Source organism: Okeania sp. KiyG1 (assembly GCF_014132355.1).
Taxonomy (GTDB): domain Bacteria; phylum Cyanobacteriota; class Cyanobacteriia; order Cyanobacteriales; family Microcoleaceae; genus Okeania.
In genome coordinates, this window is sequence record NZ_BLZO01000088.1 from 1 (window position 1) to 18,341 (window position 18,341).

Here is an 18,341-nt window from a genome sequence, read left to right on the forward strand (position 1 = left end):
AAGTCATTATCAGTTAGAACCCACAGATGTCCCCATTGTGGCTATATTGCTGATAGAGACCACAATGCAGCAAGGAACATTTTAGCTAAAGGGTTAGAAATGTTGGGAGCAATAGTCAACAGTACCGAGGGGCACGCCTCTTACAGAGGGAGCTGCGCTAACGGAATCTGGGGAGACCCAAAAGCTACGGGAGAGTCCGACCTCTGGATTAGTAGGCTAATTTAAGTTGTCTCTGTGAGCGTAGAATCATCAATGATGAGAATCCCGATCATAATCTGTGATTTGATGCCGGGAGTATGTCAAATCGCTAATATCTAGGAGGCTAAAATGAACAATAGTGCATTTAATTTAGCTAGGGAAAAAAGTGACAAAATTACTTCTGCTTTAAGAGATATTTCTGTTCTAATTGGAGAAAGAAATGAACAGTCTATAACTTTAGAAACTGGTGTAACTATAATACCGGGTTTGGGTTGTTCTGGAGATGCGAATATTTTAGTTCAAAGGGCTAATGAAATTGAACAAGGAATTTTTAATGTGCTTGTTCTTGGTGAGTTTAAGAATGGTAAAAGTACTCTGCTGAATGCCATGTTAGGGGAAGAAGTATTGCCATCAGATTTTCTTCCTTGTACCGCAATTATTACAAAAATAGTGTATGGGAATAGTGATGAGGTGTTAAACTAAGCAAGCCCATTTCCAGATTACTCCTTTATAGAGCCTGCTCGTCTTCAGAACCGTGCGTGAGACTTTCACCTCACACGGCTCCTCTCTTAAACGCCCCTTTTCATGGGTACATCCCTGTCTTAATATCAACATATCATCAACCCATAAATAACCTTCAGGTAAGTCCTGTAACTTCGGTTGTGTGTATGTCTTTTTATCTAGGGCAGTTTTAGTATCGTGGCAATGTCGGTGCAACAGTTGCTTATTTTTGTATGTGTTGTCACCACCTTTAGACCTTGGAATTATATGGTCAACTTCAATTAGGTCATTTGGCCTAAAGGTTAGTCCACAAGATGCGCATTTATTCTTTTGCCGTTTTAACAGCGTTGTGACTTCTTTCCTCACCCCTGGGTGTTTACCGATTCTGCTACTCCAATAAGTCCAGTCACCGTCATAAGGGGATTTATTACCTTTCACCTTAATGTGCCTTACAATAGGTACATCCGAGTGTAGGTTTAGTATATATTCGCCATCGTTAAGAACCCAATTTCTTGTCCCAATCGAGGGAAAATACTTTTGCCTTACCCATTTAGCCGACTTATTTGGATGCCTTCTACTTGCCCATCTCCACAGTCTTTTCCATAAGAGGCTATCTATTTTACTGAATACCTCTTTACTAACTTGAGTGGAGAAGTATTTAGCCCATCCTATAATTACCGGATTTAGCTTAGTTATTAAGACTTGCGTAGGAGCGGTTTTGTATTTATCACATATAACCGCCAGTTCCCGGTAGTGGGTTTTTATACTCTTGGGAGATGGTTTAATCAGCGTTTTAAATCCTTGTTTGGTTGACTTGGCCTCATATTGTCTAACATTAAATCCTAGAAAGTCGAATCCGGGTTTGTTACCTTCATACTCTTCCAAGGTGTGGACAATTTTGGTCAATTCTAGTTTTAGTTCTAATCCTACCTGGTTTAACCATTCCTGTATTACGGCTTTAGCTTTTAACACTACTTTAATGTCTTCGTGTAGGATGACAAAGTCGAGACTCATAGCGTATTAGGTTGAGACTGTTTCTTCTGTCTCTTTTTCCCATTATCTTCCCAGATGGGTATCTAAACGGAAGTTTTTCGACAAATTCCATCAGCCTTTCTTCCATACCGTGTAAGGCGATATTTGCTAGTAGAGGTGATATAACCCCTCCCTGTGGTGTACCTTCCACAGATTTTAGGAATTGATTATTGTCAAACACTCCAGACTTTAACCATTGTTTAATTAATCGTCTGTAAGGAGATTTTCCAATTTTTCCTAGTAGCTTATCATGGTTAATTTGGTCAAAGCACTTGGATATATCAGCATCTAGCACATATTTTGGCTTTAGGTGGATGCTGGCATAAATAGCTCCAATAGCATCTTGTGTTGACCGTCCTGGCCTAAAACCATAGCTATTAGGTTCAAAACGTGCCTCCCACTCTGGTTCCATACCCAATTTAACCAGTGCTTGTAACGCTCTATCATACATAGTAGGTATGCCTAACGGGCGTTTTTCATCCTTTCCTGGTTTTGGTATCCAGACTCTACGGGTGGGACTTGCTTTTAGATAACGAGACCTTAATAAGTCAACTAAGTTAAGTCGCTGCATGGGAGGTAGATTTTTAATACCATCTACTCCAGCAGTTTTTCGTCCCTGGTTATCCTGTGTCACGCGCCGGAAAGCTAGCAACCTAGCGTAATAGCTTTTTTTCAGAAGTCTTTGGTATTTGCGCATCTTGCGGATTTCGCCACTCATGGATGCTCTGTAAATTAACTTTTGCAACTTAAATACATACTTTTCCACCTTTTTCCAGTTAATATCTTTCCATTTAAGATTAGGATTGACACTAGCTTGATTAGGTGTATCGCTTGTATCCCATGCCACGCTTAAAAAGCGAGTGCGTAATTCTGAGGTCTCCTCAGAATGTAAGACGCACTCAAGAAATGGTTTAGGGTTTCCTAGTTTTCTTTTTAGTGTTTTAGCTTTATTCATAGCTAGTTGTTACTTTACATTACGCCTAACAGTGGATAAGTCTGCATTATTGCTTTTTACCCAATCCTACTCTCCCTAAGACCTACGTCCTTTGCGTAGATTGACCTTGAATGGCTTCCTAAGTTCTCGACCTATATTCTTAGGTGTCTTAGAGAGGTTTCCTCGTTCCCTTATTCCTTTATTACGACTGATTTAGTGGGGTAAAATCTCCCGGAGGGTTCAGCATGGTTGCTGATATAAACGTCAGTAATATTTATATCCATAGACCCTCTGATTATGTCCTACATCCCATAGCTACCTTTGGGATGGTTTGATTTCACGAGAGTTTCATTACCTTTCTGTTCGTCCACTTGTCAACCTTTGCTTGCGGTATCGTTCCTGGTAACTGGTATTGTCCCGCTTTTAAACCAGCTTCGGAGATTGATGTTCAGTCTCTACTCCGTGGTCTATGCTTTCAACCCAACAACAGGGCGGATGGAATTTCACCACCAAGGTAATAAGAGTTATTCACAAGTCGAGGGTGTCCTCATGTAGATTGACTTGGAACGGCCATTTATACCCAGTTTCCTGGTTTAGTGGCCAACGAGTCGCACAGCTATATATAAGTCTGGTCAAGATTATCCTGATATTTTCAGCATGAAAGACTTCAACGAGTATTTTAAACTTAGAGATGAGGATGAGGAAAATATAGCTCAGGCAGGTTATGTTGAGAGATTTAGTAAGATTGAATATGCTCAAATAGAACGTCATAATCGTCTCTGTAATAATGGGTTCAAGAATTTAGAATTTAGAATTTATAATTTAGAATTTAGAATTACCTCTTCTTATAAATTAAGAGGATTGGATCAAAGAATTTTTTTCTTTTTTCTCCATGAATGGAGAGGCTTTATACCTTAATTTTTCGGTAATATTAATAGATTCACCAGGGTTAAAAGAAGATGCAGCTCGAACAAAAATGGCACTTCAACAATTAATAATTAATAATTAACAATTAACAATTACCTCTTCTTTTCAAGGAGAGGATTGACTCAAAGGAAAAATTTTTCTTGTTTATCCTTTATAGGAGAGGCTTTAAACCTTAATTATTCGGTAATTTTTTAAACAGTCACAAGCTATCATATTTGTTCTGAGAGCTGATAAGCTTTTAGGTGAAGATGAAAAAGATTTTTTTGAATGCTATTTTCAACCAGGTCCGGTCAATAATGTTTTTATTGTTGTTAGTTTTATTGACCGAGCTAAAGAACAAGGACAAGAAACGGTTGATAAGGTAAAAGAAGAACAAAAATTTCTTTGAAGATTATTATATCGATCGAGAAGGTGATTTTGATAGAGATTTTTACGACCGTCGAGTTTTCTTTGTTAATGCTTTAGGAGCGCTAGAGGTACGCACAGGTATAGCAGATAAAGCTGTTTTAAATTCATCTGGAGTTCTTGAGCTAGAGGAAGAATTAGAAAAGTTTTTAGCAAGTCCGGAAAAAGTTACAGCTACTTTTGACTCGACTGTAGAATTATTAAGTTTAATTGTTTCTAATTCTCGCGAACAAATTAATCAAGAAAAGCTGACTTTAGACCAACCTCTTAACGAGTTAGAAGAGCGACGCAAGCAAGCAGAGGAACAACTATTGGAATTAGAAAAGGATAAAAGAGATATTGAACAAACTATCTTTTTTACCGTGACAAGATTAAGGAAAAACTTCTGGATGATTTAATAGGATATACTCAATAAATTAAAGAAACTTGGCAACAAGACTCCCGCAAATTAATAGATATTAAACCACTTTCTAACATCAAAGATATTCTTTTAAGTACGTTTCGGGAAAAATCTAAAACAAAAATCAGAAATCATATTAAAGAAGCTTGTACACCGTACATAGAATTTAAGCTGAAACAGTGGGAAACACGAATCCCAATTTTAATTGAGGAAGACATACATGAAATGCAAAAAAACTAGATAATCAATTATCTGATTTTCAACTTAAAATCGATAAAATTAAAAGATTGTTTACCTTTGGAAAAGCAGAAGAAGCTTTTATTCCGGAAAAGAAAAAAGCTCAGAAAATTATTCAAGCTATACTGGGTGGACTCACTCTTGATGTTAGTCAAGTTACAGGTGCTCTGATGGGTAAGGGAGACTGGTTAAGTTTTCTTGGCAGACGTCTTCAGGAAATAGTTCTATTAATTGTTGTGGTTGATGTGTTGGCTATTTATAATCCTCTAGCAATATTGTTCATTGCCTTATTTGCTGAAGGGGTTTTTATCAAACTTCAAAAAGATGCTTTTAAAAGAGAAATACTAAAAACTTGGGGAAAAAATTCCGGAAAGTATGCGGGAAGTAGTGTTTGAAAAACGGAATGAATTTTATCAAGCTATTGAGGAAGAGTTTGAAAAATTGGCTTCAAAACTGACAAATAATCTACAAGAGCAAATAGATGGGATTCACGAACAACAAGAGTAAATTATCAAGCTCAAGCAAGAAGGAAGCAATAGTATAAATATAGAAAAGTCTCGTTTAGATTTAGTGGGAGAAGAGTTAATCAAACTTTTTAATGAAGTTAGTATGGTTACTTCTGGCAAACATCTTACTCCTGAATACATTCAAGAAATGTATGTTCAAAGAAAGAACATTTTTATGGCTAATTAGTAAGGAAAAATAAGCTGTACACAATGGATTTGATTTGATTAATTTGTCTGCTAAAACAGATATTTATTGAAATAAAAGAAGATTTTCATGGCTAATCAATCAGGAAAAAAAAGCTGCACACAATGGGTTTGATTTGGGAATCTTTCTCCTCAAACAGCTCGTTATTCAAAGAAAAGTGGAGGTATGAAAATGATTTGGAAATCAGATTTTGCTAATGAAGTGGTAAACTTTTATGGAGATTAAAGTGGGGTTTTAGATTGAGTGGGAGAAGAGTTAATCAAAATTTTTAATCAAGTTAGTGTAGTTACTTCTGGCAAACATTTTACTCCTGAAGAAATTCAAGAAATGTCTGCTAAAAGAAAGAACATTTTCATGGCTAATTAGTAAGGAAAAAGAAGCTGTACACAATGGATTTGATTTGATTAATTTGTCTGCTAAAACAGATATTTATTGAAATAAAAGAAGATTTTCATGGCTAATCAATCAGAAAAAAAAAAGCTGCACACAATGGGTTTGATTTGGGAATCTTTCTCCTCAAACAGCTCGTTATTCAAAGAAAAGTGGAGGTATGAAAATGATTTGGAAATCAGATTTTGCTAATGAAGTGGTAAACTTTTATGGAGATTAAAGTGGGGTTTTAGATTGAGTGGGAGAAGAGTTAATCAAAATTTTTAATCAAGTTAGTGTAGTTACTTCTGGCAAACATTTTACTCCTGAATACATTCAAGAAATGTATGTTCAAAGAAAGAACATTTTTATGGCTAATTAGTAAGGAAAAATAAGCTGTACACAATGGATTTGATTTGATTAATTTGTCTGCTAAAACAGATATTTATTGAAATAAAAGAAGATTTTCATGGCTAATCAATCAGGAAAAAAAAGCTGCACACAATGGGTTTGATTTGGGAATCTTTCTCCTCAAACAGCTCGTTATTCAAAGAAAAGTGGAGGTATGAAAATGATTTGGAAATCAGATTTTGCTAATGAAGTGGTAAACTTTTATGGAGATTAAAGTGGGGTTTTAGATTGAGTGGGAGAAGAGTTAATCAAAATTTTTAATCAAGTTAGTGTAGTTACTTCTGGCAAACATTTTACTCCTGAAGAAATTCAAGAAATGTCTGCTAAAAGAAAGAACATTTTCATGGCTAATTAGTAAGGAAAAAGAAGCTGTACACAATGGATTTGATTTGATTAATTTGTCTGCTAAAACAGATATTTATTGAAATAAAAGAAGATTTTCATGGCTAATCAATCAGAAAAAAAAAGCTGCACACAATGGGTTTGATTTGGGAATCTTTCTCCTCAAACAGCTCGTTATTCAAAGAAAAGTGGAGGTATGAAAATGATTTGGAAATCAGATTTTGCGAATGAAGTGGTAAACTTTTATGGAGATTAAAGTGGGGTTTTAGATTGAGTGGGAGAAGAGTTAATCAAAATTTTTAATCAAGTTAGTGTAGTTACTTCTGGCAAACATTTTACTCCTGAAGAAATTCAAGAAATGTCTGCTAAAAGAAAGAACATTTTAATCAGTAGTGACGAACAAAAAAAACTGCACAGAATAGATGTTATTTATTATATAATCGGCATTCAGTTATTAGCGGTAAACTTTATCTTACGGAATGTTGCGATCGCCAACAACAAAAATGAATATAGGTTGCCAAGATTAGCTGATATTTTTGCTTTTAATGTAACTTTTAATTCTTGCTCAATCTCTCAATACTAATTCATTTTTCAAATAGAATAAATAAATAAATTAGAGCTTGCTAATTAACTTGCAAAGCTTTTATACCAATTTGAAAAAGAATGTTACGAATAATAAGTGCGATAAAAAGATTTTGCAGGAAATGTCTCTTTGACGAAAAAGAGAATTTACGACCTAAAAACTGGTATTTAAGCAATTAATTCTGACTCCTGACTCCTGAGGACTGACTCCTAAGAAATAGCCTAACTATTTGTAGCAAACATTTATCAAATTGGTATTATATGTAAATATTTGAGCCTTTTTAGAGTTGAAAAATATCTAAGGTTTTTGATATAGGGAGCTAAAAAAATCAGGGTTTTGAGTAGATAAGGATAGAAAAATAAAGGGATACTTCTTCCTCCTAACTCCTCTAAATTATGAATTATGAATTCTACCCTCAACCATAATACTTTTTCAGCAAACCCTAAATTAGCTGACGGTTGAATGCTTGCTTTATATGTATCCTCAAACAGATAATTATTTAAATAAAAGCGGAGGTATTAAAATGAATTGGGAATCAGAATTTACTTCTCAGTGGCAAACTTTTATGGATATTTTGGAAACTAATATTCGTCGCCAAGTTAAAAGTAATGGTAGTTTAAATTCTGCTTTTGTTAATACTGTGATTAAAAATGAAGTAGAAAAATGGTCAAACAGTAATCATTTTAATGGTGCTTGGTTACGAAAATTAAACCGCGAAAAGCCTTCTCTTTATGAGCAGTTTCGCACTACCTTAGATACATTACACTCAAGCAGTTGTATATCTTTTAATAATCCTTCAATCATCTTATCTGTTATGGGAGGAATAGGGATATGTGTAATTCTAATAATTTTTGGGTTTCTCCACTTGCTAGTACAATTAGGATTCATTTCGTTAGTGTTGAAACAAGAAGTTTTAACCACTGCTTTAGCTTCTATAATTATCTTGCCTATTCTCAAGAATATAGAAACTAAAGAAAGAGAAAATCAGCTTAATCAATTAATTGATAATCTTCAACAAGATTTGAATTTTACTGGTGAAAAATTAAGAGAAATTGCAGCTAAAGCTGAAGAAAAGTTGTATAGCAGATGACCGAGCTTGACTATAATCAGAATCAGTCATGAGAGATTGATTTGGTAATTTAATTTTTTGGTCGTCTTATACCAAATTGATAAATGTTTGCTACAAATAGCTAGGGTATTTCTTAGGAGTCAGGAGTCAGGTGTCAGGAGTCGTATGGGAATGGCTTTCATACCATTTTTTAGGGCGTAAATTATCTTTTTTGTCAAAGGGACATCTCCTGTAAAGTTTTTTTATCCCTCTTACTATTCGTAACATTCTTTTTTAAAATTGGTCTTAGAGCTGATTTATAAACTTAGTTAAAAGTCCTACATCACCTAGCTTTCAGGAATTTGAGGTCTACAGGACGATAATTTGCCAAACCTAAGTATAGCGGGAAATTCAGCCTCTTAATATTTACTTTATAAATCAGCTCTTAAACACAGATATTATTTACAGATTTAGATGGATTTTTTGGTAGTCCTGTAGATTTAGCTATCTTCATAAATAAGCTCCTTTTACCTTAAGCATTTAGCTCTTAGCAGTCAGCACTTTCCTGCGGGATGCACTCGCATTCAGTAAATAATGAATAATTCTTTATAAGCTTAAAAGTTGCGTAATTTGATAGTAAGTTTTAACTCTATCCAAATTTATATCCGGTAGCATCGGTATAATTAGATAGTTAATCTAGGAGTCAGTCATCAGGAGTCAGGAGTCAGTCATCAGGAGTCAGGAGTCAGGAGGGAAGAGAATGCGGGAAAGATTTGTACATTTGCGCGCTCGGATGAAAAATTTTTTATACCTAACCCGAGCGGATTTGATATTACTTCCTCTAATCATCAATAGCTGATAGCTAATAGCTGACCACTGTTAGCTCCGCATTCGGACCGAAATGCTTACCTTTCACTGATAAGGAGCTTAACTGCAAAAATCACTACTTGTACACCACTAGGGATTTTTCAAAGGTTTTCTAGAAAGATAAATATACATACAACAGATTCCAGTTATATGAAGTACAGATATTAACAATTAAATGTTCCCAGTGCGGGTATCTTGTCCGCGACGGGTGTACTTCACCAAGGTGGAATCCGCTGTATATCTATTTTTGACATAAATAGCCCAGAATATCATTTGTTATTGAAAAATAATATAACACTATTTCAAAGTTATGTCTATCTAAATTTTCGAGGATTGAAATAACAATTAACAATTAATAATTAACAATTAATAATTAATAATTAATAATTACCTTTCCTTGAAAAGAAGAGGATTGACTCAAAGGAAAATTTTTGCTTGTTTCTCCTTTAAAGGAGAGGTTTTAAACCTTAATTATTCGATAAAAGTATCTTGTTGAAGACTGAATTTATAGAGTAATATTCCCAGATGAATTTTAGAGCGATAATGCTCCGTATCGCTACAGCGATCGCCTGTTTTTATATAAGCATTCAGCTATCAGTTATCAGCTATTAATTCATTGCCTTTATAGCAGGAATTAGTATTGAGAGATTTAAAGAGAATTCAAAGTATTGGAAAAAAACTAACCTTGACCTTAGCAATGTATCTTCATTATTGATGAAACAGCTAAAAACTGACTGTGAGCTAGCTTAATGCTTATGTTTTTGCGGGAAAGGAATAATCAAGTTGATACCCATTAAACTCTAAAAAAATTCCCTCACTTCCAAAACATTTTGCCAAATATAGCAATATGATTTTAGTTGTGAGATATTGGAGACTTTTGTTCTAGGTATGGAGGGAATAGGGAATAGGTATGGAGGGAAGAAACGAATACATAAGAATCAGAAAACTGCTATATTCTATGCTTTAAAGGAAACCTCAATTCTCACATCTGATTCCTGATTGCTATATTCGGAAGTTAAAAATCACAACAAGACAAAACATTTAAATCAAGATCGTCGGCAAGAAAAGCAGCAATACTTTGTCTAACTGCGGAGCTACTATTACTAACAACATTCCCTTTCAAATACACAATTAAATCTTTGACATACTCACAATACTTTTCCAATTCTCCAACTTCCTGAAAATTTAGAGGTCTAGCAAATATAAAATTCAGAAAATCAGTAAAAATCCATTTTGGCAAAACAGCTTGACGGTAATTTATTGGTAACTGAAAAGCAAAGCGATAAAGCAGAAATACTAAAATATGTTGCCAGAGATTTTTTGCGGAAAAATTGTTCTGTAGATTAACAACAAACTCTTTTTCAGAAGCAGTTAAAACTTCATTTTTTATCCCACTATTGAGCAGAAGTTTATAAATTTGACCTATTTCAGCTTGATAAAAATATTTCAACTGTTCATTTGATAAACCTAACAACTTTTCAGCGAGTTGACGACGTAATTTACGGAGATTATTTAAAACCGACTCATTAGCAGGAAAGCGACGATATTGTTCCACCAAATTTGGCAGTTGAGAAAATTCTTGCTTGAGCAAAAAACCTAATTTTTTTCTAGCAGTTTCCTTCACTTCTGGAGCTAAAAAACTATAAACAGGATTCTCCAATATTTTCTGATAAAACCTTTGATAATCTTGAGGATTTTTCCCAGAAGTAAGATTAATTTGAGTTTGTTGGCGGGGATGAATACGAAGTTGAGATAAAGGCTTATCCACAAATCCAATTTTATAATTTCCCATAATCCTCAACCACATATCTATATCTAATACTTGAGTCAAACTAGAGTCAAAAAGTCCGATTTTTTCAAAGACAGTTTTAGGAATTAATACTGTTGTTGGTTCCCCAATTTTATTCAGGCGATATTTCATTAAATTAGGGTCTAATAATAAATATTTTCCTGACTGAATAGTTTTCAAATTTGACCAATCTTTGTGTAAATCTTGAGTACCACGATAAGCAGCTACACAAGTAGAATTATTTTCTGCACCAGGTTCTAAAATTACGCGACGGCGAGAAAATACTAAACCTATTTCTGAATCTTTTTCTGCTATTTTGACAAGTTCTTCAATACAGCTTTTTTCGAGCAAGTCATCCTGGAACAAGAATTTAATATATTTACCTCTGGCTTGGGAAATACAGAAGTTTAAATTTCCCACTAAGCCATAATTTTGATGGCAAATAATCCGAAATTCTATTTGTGGATTTTCCGATTTTAATGATTTTGCTATTTCCAGGGTTTTGTCGGTGGAATTATCATCAGAAATTATAATTTCTAGGTTGGAGTAAGTTTGGGAAAGGGCACTATTAATTGCAGCTCTGATAAAATTTTCTCCGTTGTAAGTAGGGATACAAATACTAACAAGTGGAAATTTCTTACTTGGAGAAGACTGAAATAATTTTGTGGCTGGAATATTAGTAAAGTTTTCCGTGACTTGAGCAATATATTCGAGGCGAGTCTTGATTTTTTTACCCATAGTTTCTGGGCTGAGTAATGACTTAATATCTTCAGCAGCTTTTAATCCAATTTTTTGAGCTTGGTCAGAATTATTAAACACATATTTCATCAAATTGGCGCAATGTTCGATGTTAGGATTTGCCCAAATATCTCCTTGTTTATATGGTCCGTAATTATCAGCGATCGCTACTTTTTCATATTCGACTAAAAAGCTATTTCCCACATTCATAAATTCAGTATTTGATGAATAGCCTGTGGCAATAACTGGTTTGCCATAAAACATTGCTTCTGCCATTGTTAAACCAAAGCCTTCGGCGCGATGTAGAGATACATAACAATTGCAATGGTAAAGCAAGGCATTGATTTTTTCTTTGGATAAATATCCATCTATATGTTTAATATTTGGGAAGTCTCCGATACTATTTATTAGCCGTGATTTATCTCTAGGAAATTTTTGAGAATTGGATGATTTTATCAGGAACAAAACATCTGGGTTTGAGTTTCCGAATGCTTTTTAAATGCAGCGATGGTGGCGAGTGGATTTTTTCGTTCGAGACGACTAAAAAGTCAAAGATAAATAGAAAGATAAATTTTTCTGTTGGTAAACCTAGTTCTTTTCTACTAATTTTTGGAATTGGTAGAGAAATGCTGGGCATCATTTTTATTACAGGAATAGATGACACCATTGAGATAGATTCGGCACAATAATTACTGTAAGTCCAAATCTCGTGAAATGGCGTAAATGCTGTTATCCATTCTGGAGGAAATTTCGGAAGTTCCCACGCCCAAAAACCGATGTTATATTTATTGGTGAAATATTGTTTGAGAGTTGGTTTTTTGAGAAAGGTTTTGACTTCATTGGCGTTGACTTGAAATAGGTTGATTGGATGTGGATTTTCTTGGGTAAAATTTTGGTAGGTTTGGTCGGAGTTTCTATGGGGAGTGCTGATAATGTTGTTGATAACAAAGGGAATGTTTGTGGTTTCTACTGCTCGAAGTGTTGCTCTTACTCCTTCTCCTATTCCTAATTCTCCTTTGACAAAACCTGCAATATTAATTCCCAATTTTTGAGGAGTTGTTGGAGTTGATAAAAGTTCGTTGATATCTGTAAATTTTTCTGGTTTTGGAGACATTTCTTCTTTCCTTATCACTGCTGTTTCTTGTTGTTGAAAAAATTTAGTTTTGTCTGAGAGTTGTTGAGATTTTTGAGTAGATTTTGGGATGTTAAGAGAATTTACTTCTTGATTTATCCTTTCTCCTTTTCCCTGGTGTAAAAATTCAGTTTTGTCTGAGAGTTGTTCAGATTTTTGGGTAGATATTGAGAGATTGATAGAAATTTCTTCTTGATTTATCTTTTCTCCTTTTCCCTGGTGCAAGAATTCAGTTTTGTCTGAGAGTTGTTCGGATTTTTGGGTAGATGTTGGGATGTTGAAAGAATTTACTTCTTGATTTATCCCTCCTCCTTCTTGTGGCTGAAAAAATTGAGTTTCATCTGAGAGTTGTTGAGATTTTGGAGTAGATTTTGGGATATTAGAAGAATTTACTCCTTGATTTATCCCTCCTCCTTCTTGTGGCTGAAAAAATTCAGTTTCATCTGAGAGTTGTTGAGATTTTGGAGTAGATTTTGGGATATTAGAAGAATTTACTCCTTGATTTATCCCTCCTAGTTTTTGTTGCTGTAAAAATTGAGTTTCATCTGAGAGTTGTTGAGATTTTGGAGTAGATGTTGGGATGTTGAGAAGATTTAGTTCTTGATTTATCCCTCCTCCTTCTTGTGGCTGAAAAAATTGACCTTTATCTGAAAGTTCTTGAGATTTTTGAGTAGATGTTGGGATGTTGAGAAGATTTAGTTCTTGATTTATCCCTTCTCCTTCTTGTGGCTGAAAAAATGCAGTTTCATCTGAAAGTGCTTGAAATTTTGGGGTAGATTTTGGGAAATTGAGAGAATTTAGTTCTTGATTTATTCCTCCTCCTTCTTGTGGCTGAAAAAATGCAGTTTCATCTGAAAATGCTTGAGATTTTGGGGTAGATTTTGGGAGATTAAGAGAATTTAGTTCTTGATTTATACCTGCTGCTTTTCCCTGGTGTAAAAATTGACCTTTATCTGAAAGTTCTTGAGATTTTTGAGTAGATGTTGGGATGTTGAGAGAATTTAGTTCTTGATTTATCCCTCCTCCTTCTTGTGGCTGAAAAAATGCAGTTTCATCTGAAAGTGCTTGAGATTTTGGGGTAGATGTTGGGAAATTGAGAGAATTTAGTTCTTGATTTATTCCTCCTCCTTCTTGTGGCTGAAAAAATGCAGTTTCATCTGAAAGTGCTTGAGATTTTGGGGTAGATGTTGGGAAATTGAGAGAATTTAGTTCTTGATTTATTCCTCCTCCTTCTTGTGGCTGAAAAAATTGAGTTTCATCTGAAAATGCTTGAGATTTTGGAGTAGATGTTGGGAAATTGAGAGAATTTAGTTCTTGATTTATCCCTCCTCCTTCTTGTAGCTGAAAAAATGCAGTTTCATCTGAAAATGCTTGAGATTTTGGGGTAGATTTTGGGAAATTGAGAGAATTTAGTTCTTGATTTATCCCTCCTGCTTTTCCCTGGTGTAAAAATTGACCTTTATCTGAAAGTTCTTGAGATTTTTGAGTAGATGTTGGGATGTTGAGAGGATTTAATTCTTGATTTATCCCTCCTCCTTCTTGTGACTGAAAAAATTGACCTTTATCTGAAAGTTCTTGAGATTTTTGAGTAGATGTTGGGATGTTGAGAGGATTTAATTCTTGATTTATCCCTCCTCCTTCTTGTGACTGAAAAAATTGACCTTTATCTGAAAGTTCTTGAGATTTTTGAGTAGATGTTGGGATGTTGAGAAGATTTAGTTCTTGATTTATCCCTCCTCCTTCTTGTGGCTGAAAAAATTGAGTTTCATCTGAAAATGCTTGAGATTTTGGAGTAGATGTTGGGATATTAGAAGAATTTACTCCTTGATTTATCCCTCCTCCTTCTTGTGGCTGTAAAAATTGAGTTTCATCTGAGAGTTGTTGAGATGTTTGGGTAGATGTTGGGAAATTGAGAGAATTTAGTTCTTGATTTATCCCTCCTCCTTCTTGTGGCTGAAAAAATGCAGTTTCATCTGAAAGTGCTTGAAATTTTGGGGTAGATGTTGGGAAATTGAGAGAATTTAGTTCTTGATTTATTCCTCCTCCTTCTTGTGGCTGAAAAAATGCAGTTTCATCTGAAAGTGCTTGAAATTTTGGGGTAGATTTTGGGAAATTGAGAGAATTTAGTTCTTGATTTATTCCTCCTCCTTCTTGTGGCTGAAAAAATTGAGTTTCATCTGAAAATGCTTGAGATTTTGGAGTAGATTTTGGGAAATTGAGAGAATTTAGTTCTTGATTTATCCCTCCTCCTTCTTGTAGCTGAAAAAATGCAGTTTCATCTGAAAATGCTTGAGATTTTGGGGTAGATTTTGGGAGATTAAGAGAATTTAGTTCTTGATTTATACCTGCTGCTTTTCCCTGGTGTAAAAATTGACCTTTATCTGAAAGTTCTTGAGATTTTTGAGTAGATGTTGGGATGTTGAGAGGATTTAATTCTTGATTTATCCCTCCTCCTTCTTGTGACTGAAAAAATTCAGTTTCATCTGAAAGTAGTTGATATTTTTGAGTAGATGTTGGGATGTTGAGAGGATTTAGTTCTTGATTTATCCCTTCTCCTTCTTGTGGCTGAAAAAATGCAGTTTCATCTGAAAGTAGTTGATATTTTTGGGTAGATGTTGGGAGGTTGAGAGAAATTTCTTCTTGATTTATACCTGCTGCTTTTCCCTTGTGTAAAAATTGACCTTTATCTGAAAGTTGTTCAGATTTTCGCGTAGATTTTGGGGTGTTGAAATAATTTACTTCTTCCTTCTTGCCTCCTCCTTCTTCCTTGCCTAAAATTATCTCGAATGTTTTGAGATAATCCCGATTTTGTCTAAGAATTTTTCGGAGATTTTCCGCATCATATTTTAAGAGTGCTTCACAAAAAGCTGGAGAGATTTTTTTCTCCGTTAATAAATGGAGTGATGAGTAGTTAGTATAAAAATTGAGGTGAAATTTCTGAGCAATAATTTGGAGAGATTTAACTGTATATATAGATATGTGCTGACCTTCATCCGTAGCGTAGTACCACCACTGATTAGGTTTAGGATTGTTTGACGGTAATATTTCTGTGCTGAAAAGAATATTTTGGGAGTAATTTAAAATTTCTCGAATATCAGAAATAGGATTAACTAAATGTTCTAGTAACTCAAAAGCAGTAACTAACTCATATTTTTGGTTTGGAGTAGCTTTAAAGTTTTGGGCAAATAGATTTTCACAGTATTTGTCTTGCCAATAAAACTTGTATTTAATATCGCGCATCAATCTCACAAATAAACCATATCCTCCACCGAAGTCGAGGAATTTTTTCTCTGAGTCAAACAGTCGATCAATAATATTCTTTGTAATTTGAGATAACATCAAATTTCTAAAGATTAAACCCTCATCACTAGAGGCGATCGCTTGAGAATAAGCTTCACTTAACCAGTAAGGATATTCTGTTTGGATAAAGTTGCAGTTTTGACATTGAAAGTAATCGATTTTATATTTTTTGTTGAGGATATGAGCTTCAGCAAATTTTAAAGAAATAGACTCACATATTTTGCATTTCATCATCTGTTTGTATCTAGGTTTGTTCATTGTCTTAATATTTATATTGGTTAAGTCTAACAGATTTGACTATCTATATATAAATAAGCGATCGCTTATCTATCTGTCTCAGTAAAAGAGGAGTTATATAGAAGAAGTTCTCATCATTTTACTTGTATGAGAGCAACTAAGTATATCCACATTATTTTCCGAGGGTAATTGATTTTTTTGTCTCTGTGAGAGTTAGGGTTTAAATATATATGTCACCTAACTTTTGACTGTAGAAAAAAGAAAAATCTCGCCAAATTTCCAAATCTACTACTCTATATATAGATATATGGGAGGTGGTTGGGTGTTGTTGTTAATTTTCTCTAGTAGAACTGAAAATATTTCATTCCCACTCAATTTTTTCTGGTTAAAAGTTGGGTTCTCTCAGAATTTGAATGACTGTGAGTTGTTGATTTTCTCTAGATTACTTTCGGAGGGTAATTGATTTTTTTATTTCTCGGTGAGAGTCATGGGTTAAATGCATATATCTGACTGGTACTCTCCTAACAATATCTGTGACTATCCCTGTTTTTGACTTTAGAAAAATCTTGCAAAATTCCAAAATATACTGCTCTGTATATATAGATGTATAGAGAGTGCTTGGACTTTGTTATTAATTTTCTTCGGTAGAGCTGAAAATATCTCATTCCCACTCAAATTTTTCTGGTTAAAAGTTGAGTTCTCTCAGAATTTGAATGGCTGTGAATTGTTGATTTTCTCTAGATTACTTTCGGAGGGTAACTTATTTTTTTTCTCTGTGAGAGTCAGAGTTTAAATATATACCTCACCTGACTTTTGACTGTAGAAAAAATCAAAATATCGCCAAATTTACAAATATACTGCTCTACATATATAGATGTATAGAGATTACTTAGATTTGGTAGTTAATTTTCTTTAGTGGTGTTGAAAGTATCTCATTCCTACTCACATTTTTCGGGTTAAAAGTTGGGTTCTCTCAGAATTTGAATGACTGTGAGTTGTTGATTTTATCTAGATTACTTTCGGAGGATAATTGATTTTTTTTTGCTCCTTGGTGAGAGTTAGGGTTTAAATATATCTGTCGTCTGACTCTTGACTGTAGAAAAAATCAAAATATCGCCAAATTTTCCAATATATATATAGATGTATAGAGATTACTTAGATTTGGTAGTTAATTTTCTTTAGTGGTGTTGAAAGTATCTCATTCCTACTCACATTTTTCGGGTTAAAAGTTGGGTTCTCTCAGAATTTGAATGACTGTGAGTTGTTGATTTTCTCTAGATTACTTTCGGAGGGTAATTGATTTTTTTGCTCCTTGGTGAGAGTTAGGGTTTAAATATATCTGTCATCTGACTCTTGACTGTAGAAAAAATCAAAATATCGCCAAATTTTCCAATATATAATATATAGATGTATAGAGAGTACTTAGATTTGGTAGTTAATTTTCTTTAGTGGTGTTGAAAGTATCTCATTCCTACTCACATTTTTCTGGTTAAAAGTTGGGTTCTCTCAGAATTTGAATGACTGTGAGTTGTTGATTTTCTCTAGATTACTTTCGGAGGGTAATTGATTTTTTTATTTCTCGGTGAGAGTCATGGGTTAAATGTATATATCTGACTGGTACTCTCCTAACAATATCTGTGACTATCCCTGTTTTTGACTTTAGAAAAATCTTGCAAAATTCCAAAATATACTGATCTGTATATATAGATGTATATAGATGTATAGAGAGTGCTTGGACTTTGTTATTAATTTTCTTCGGTAGAGCTGAAAATATCTCATTCCCACTCAAATTTTTTCTGGTTAAAAGTTGAGTTCTCTCAGAATTTGAATGGCTGTGAATTGTTGATTTTCTCTAGATTACTTTCGGAGGGTAATTGATTTTTTTCTCTTGGCGAGAGCTAGGGTTTTAATAGATGTCTCATCTGACTTTTGACTGTAGAAAAAATCAAAATATCGCCAAATTTACAAATATACTGCTCTACATATCATAGATTTATAGAGAGTGCTTGGAATTTGTGATTAATTTTCTTCGGTGAAGTTGAAGATATCTTATTCCCACTCAAATTTTTTCTGGTTAAAAGTTGAGTTATCTCAGAATTGTAATGGCTGTGAATTGTTGATTTTCTCTAGATTACTTTCGGAGGGTAATTGATTTTTTTCTCTTGGTGAGAGCTAGGGTT

Annotated in this window: 11 protein-coding genes and 1 pseudogene; 9 read left to right on the forward strand and 3 right to left on the reverse strand. The window is 34.2% G+C overall.

Going from position 1 to position 18,341, the window contains the following annotated elements:
* Together SAGCYANO_RS45055 and SAGCYANO_RS19800 are read left to right on the forward strand one after the other, a co-directional pair.
* Positions 1–225 (forward strand): transposase (locus SAGCYANO_RS45055; protein ID WP_237396398.1); only part of this gene is annotated, 225 nt, incomplete at its 5' end.
* A gap of 102 nt (positions 226–327) precedes the next feature.
* A complete protein-coding gene (locus SAGCYANO_RS19800; RefSeq protein ID WP_202221636.1) occupies positions 328–681 on the forward strand; it encodes a dynamin family protein in 354 nt (117 codons plus the stop codon).
* Here SAGCYANO_RS19800 and ltrA read toward each other — a convergent pair.
* Positions 673–2,686 (reverse strand): annotated as a pseudogene (ltrA, locus tag SAGCYANO_RS19805) (group II intron reverse transcriptase/maturase). The gene SAGCYANO_RS19800 and the pseudogene ltrA sit on opposite strands and share 9 nt — an antisense overlap.
* A 636-nt stretch (positions 2,687–3,322) precedes the next feature.
* Here ltrA and SAGCYANO_RS19810 point away from each other — a divergent pair.
* The 7 genes from SAGCYANO_RS19810 to SAGCYANO_RS19825 all read left to right on the forward strand — a co-directional run bounded on the left by SAGCYANO_RS19810 (position 3,323) and on the right by SAGCYANO_RS19825 (position 8,140).
* Positions 3,323–3,583, forward strand: a complete 261-nt coding sequence (locus tag SAGCYANO_RS19810) for a hypothetical protein (protein ID WP_202221637.1) — start codon at positions 3,323–3,325, stop codon at positions 3,581–3,583.
* A 1,101-nt stretch (positions 3,584–4,684) separates the two neighbouring features.
* Positions 4,685–5,029, forward strand: a complete 345-nt coding sequence (locus SAGCYANO_RS19815) for a hypothetical protein (protein ID WP_202221638.1) — start codon at positions 4,685–4,687, stop codon at positions 5,027–5,029.
* Positions 5,030–5,588: 559 nt separating this feature from the next.
* A complete protein-coding gene (locus SAGCYANO_RS47815; RefSeq protein ID WP_255502620.1) occupies positions 5,589–5,711 on the forward strand; it encodes a hypothetical protein in 123 nt (40 codons plus the stop codon).
* Positions 5,712–5,973: 262 nt separating this feature from the next.
* Positions 5,974–6,096: a hypothetical protein gene (locus SAGCYANO_RS47820; protein ID WP_255502621.1), complete on the forward strand. Its 123-nt coding sequence runs from the start codon at positions 5,974–5,976 to the stop codon at positions 6,094–6,096.
* A 261-nt stretch (positions 6,097–6,357) separates the two neighbouring features.
* Positions 6,358–6,480 carry a hypothetical protein gene (locus tag SAGCYANO_RS47825; protein WP_255502620.1) on the forward strand — a complete coding sequence of 41 codons (123 nt, stop codon included), beginning with the start codon at positions 6,358–6,360 and terminating at the stop codon, positions 6,478–6,480.
* A 261-nt stretch (positions 6,481–6,741) separates the two neighbouring features.
* Positions 6,742–7,050 (forward strand): hypothetical protein, encoded by a 309-nt coding sequence (locus SAGCYANO_RS19820; protein WP_202221639.1) that lies wholly within the window; start codon positions 6,742–6,744, stop codon positions 7,048–7,050.
* A gap of 523 nt (positions 7,051–7,573) precedes the next feature.
* Positions 7,574–8,140, forward strand: coding sequence for a hypothetical protein (locus tag SAGCYANO_RS19825; RefSeq protein ID WP_202221640.1), 567 nt, complete (start codon positions 7,574–7,576; stop codon positions 8,138–8,140).
* Between the two features lie 1,840 nt (positions 8,141–9,980).
* On the opposite strand, the gene SAGCYANO_RS19830 is transcribed toward SAGCYANO_RS19825, so the two are convergent.
* Together SAGCYANO_RS19830 and SAGCYANO_RS19835 are read right to left on the reverse strand one after the other, a co-directional pair.
* Positions 9,981–11,957: a glycosyltransferase gene (locus SAGCYANO_RS19830; RefSeq protein WP_255502622.1), complete on the reverse strand. Its 1,977-nt coding sequence runs from the start codon at positions 11,955–11,957 to the stop codon at positions 9,981–9,983.
* The gene (locus tag SAGCYANO_RS19835) at positions 11,917–16,182 is read right to left on the reverse strand and encodes a class I SAM-dependent methyltransferase (protein WP_237396399.1); all 4,266 of its coding nucleotides are present in this window, start codon (positions 16,180–16,182) and stop codon (positions 11,917–11,919) included. Before SAGCYANO_RS19835 ends, SAGCYANO_RS19830 begins: the two co-directional genes overlap by 41 nt.
* Positions 16,183–18,341 lie beyond the last annotated feature (2,159 nt).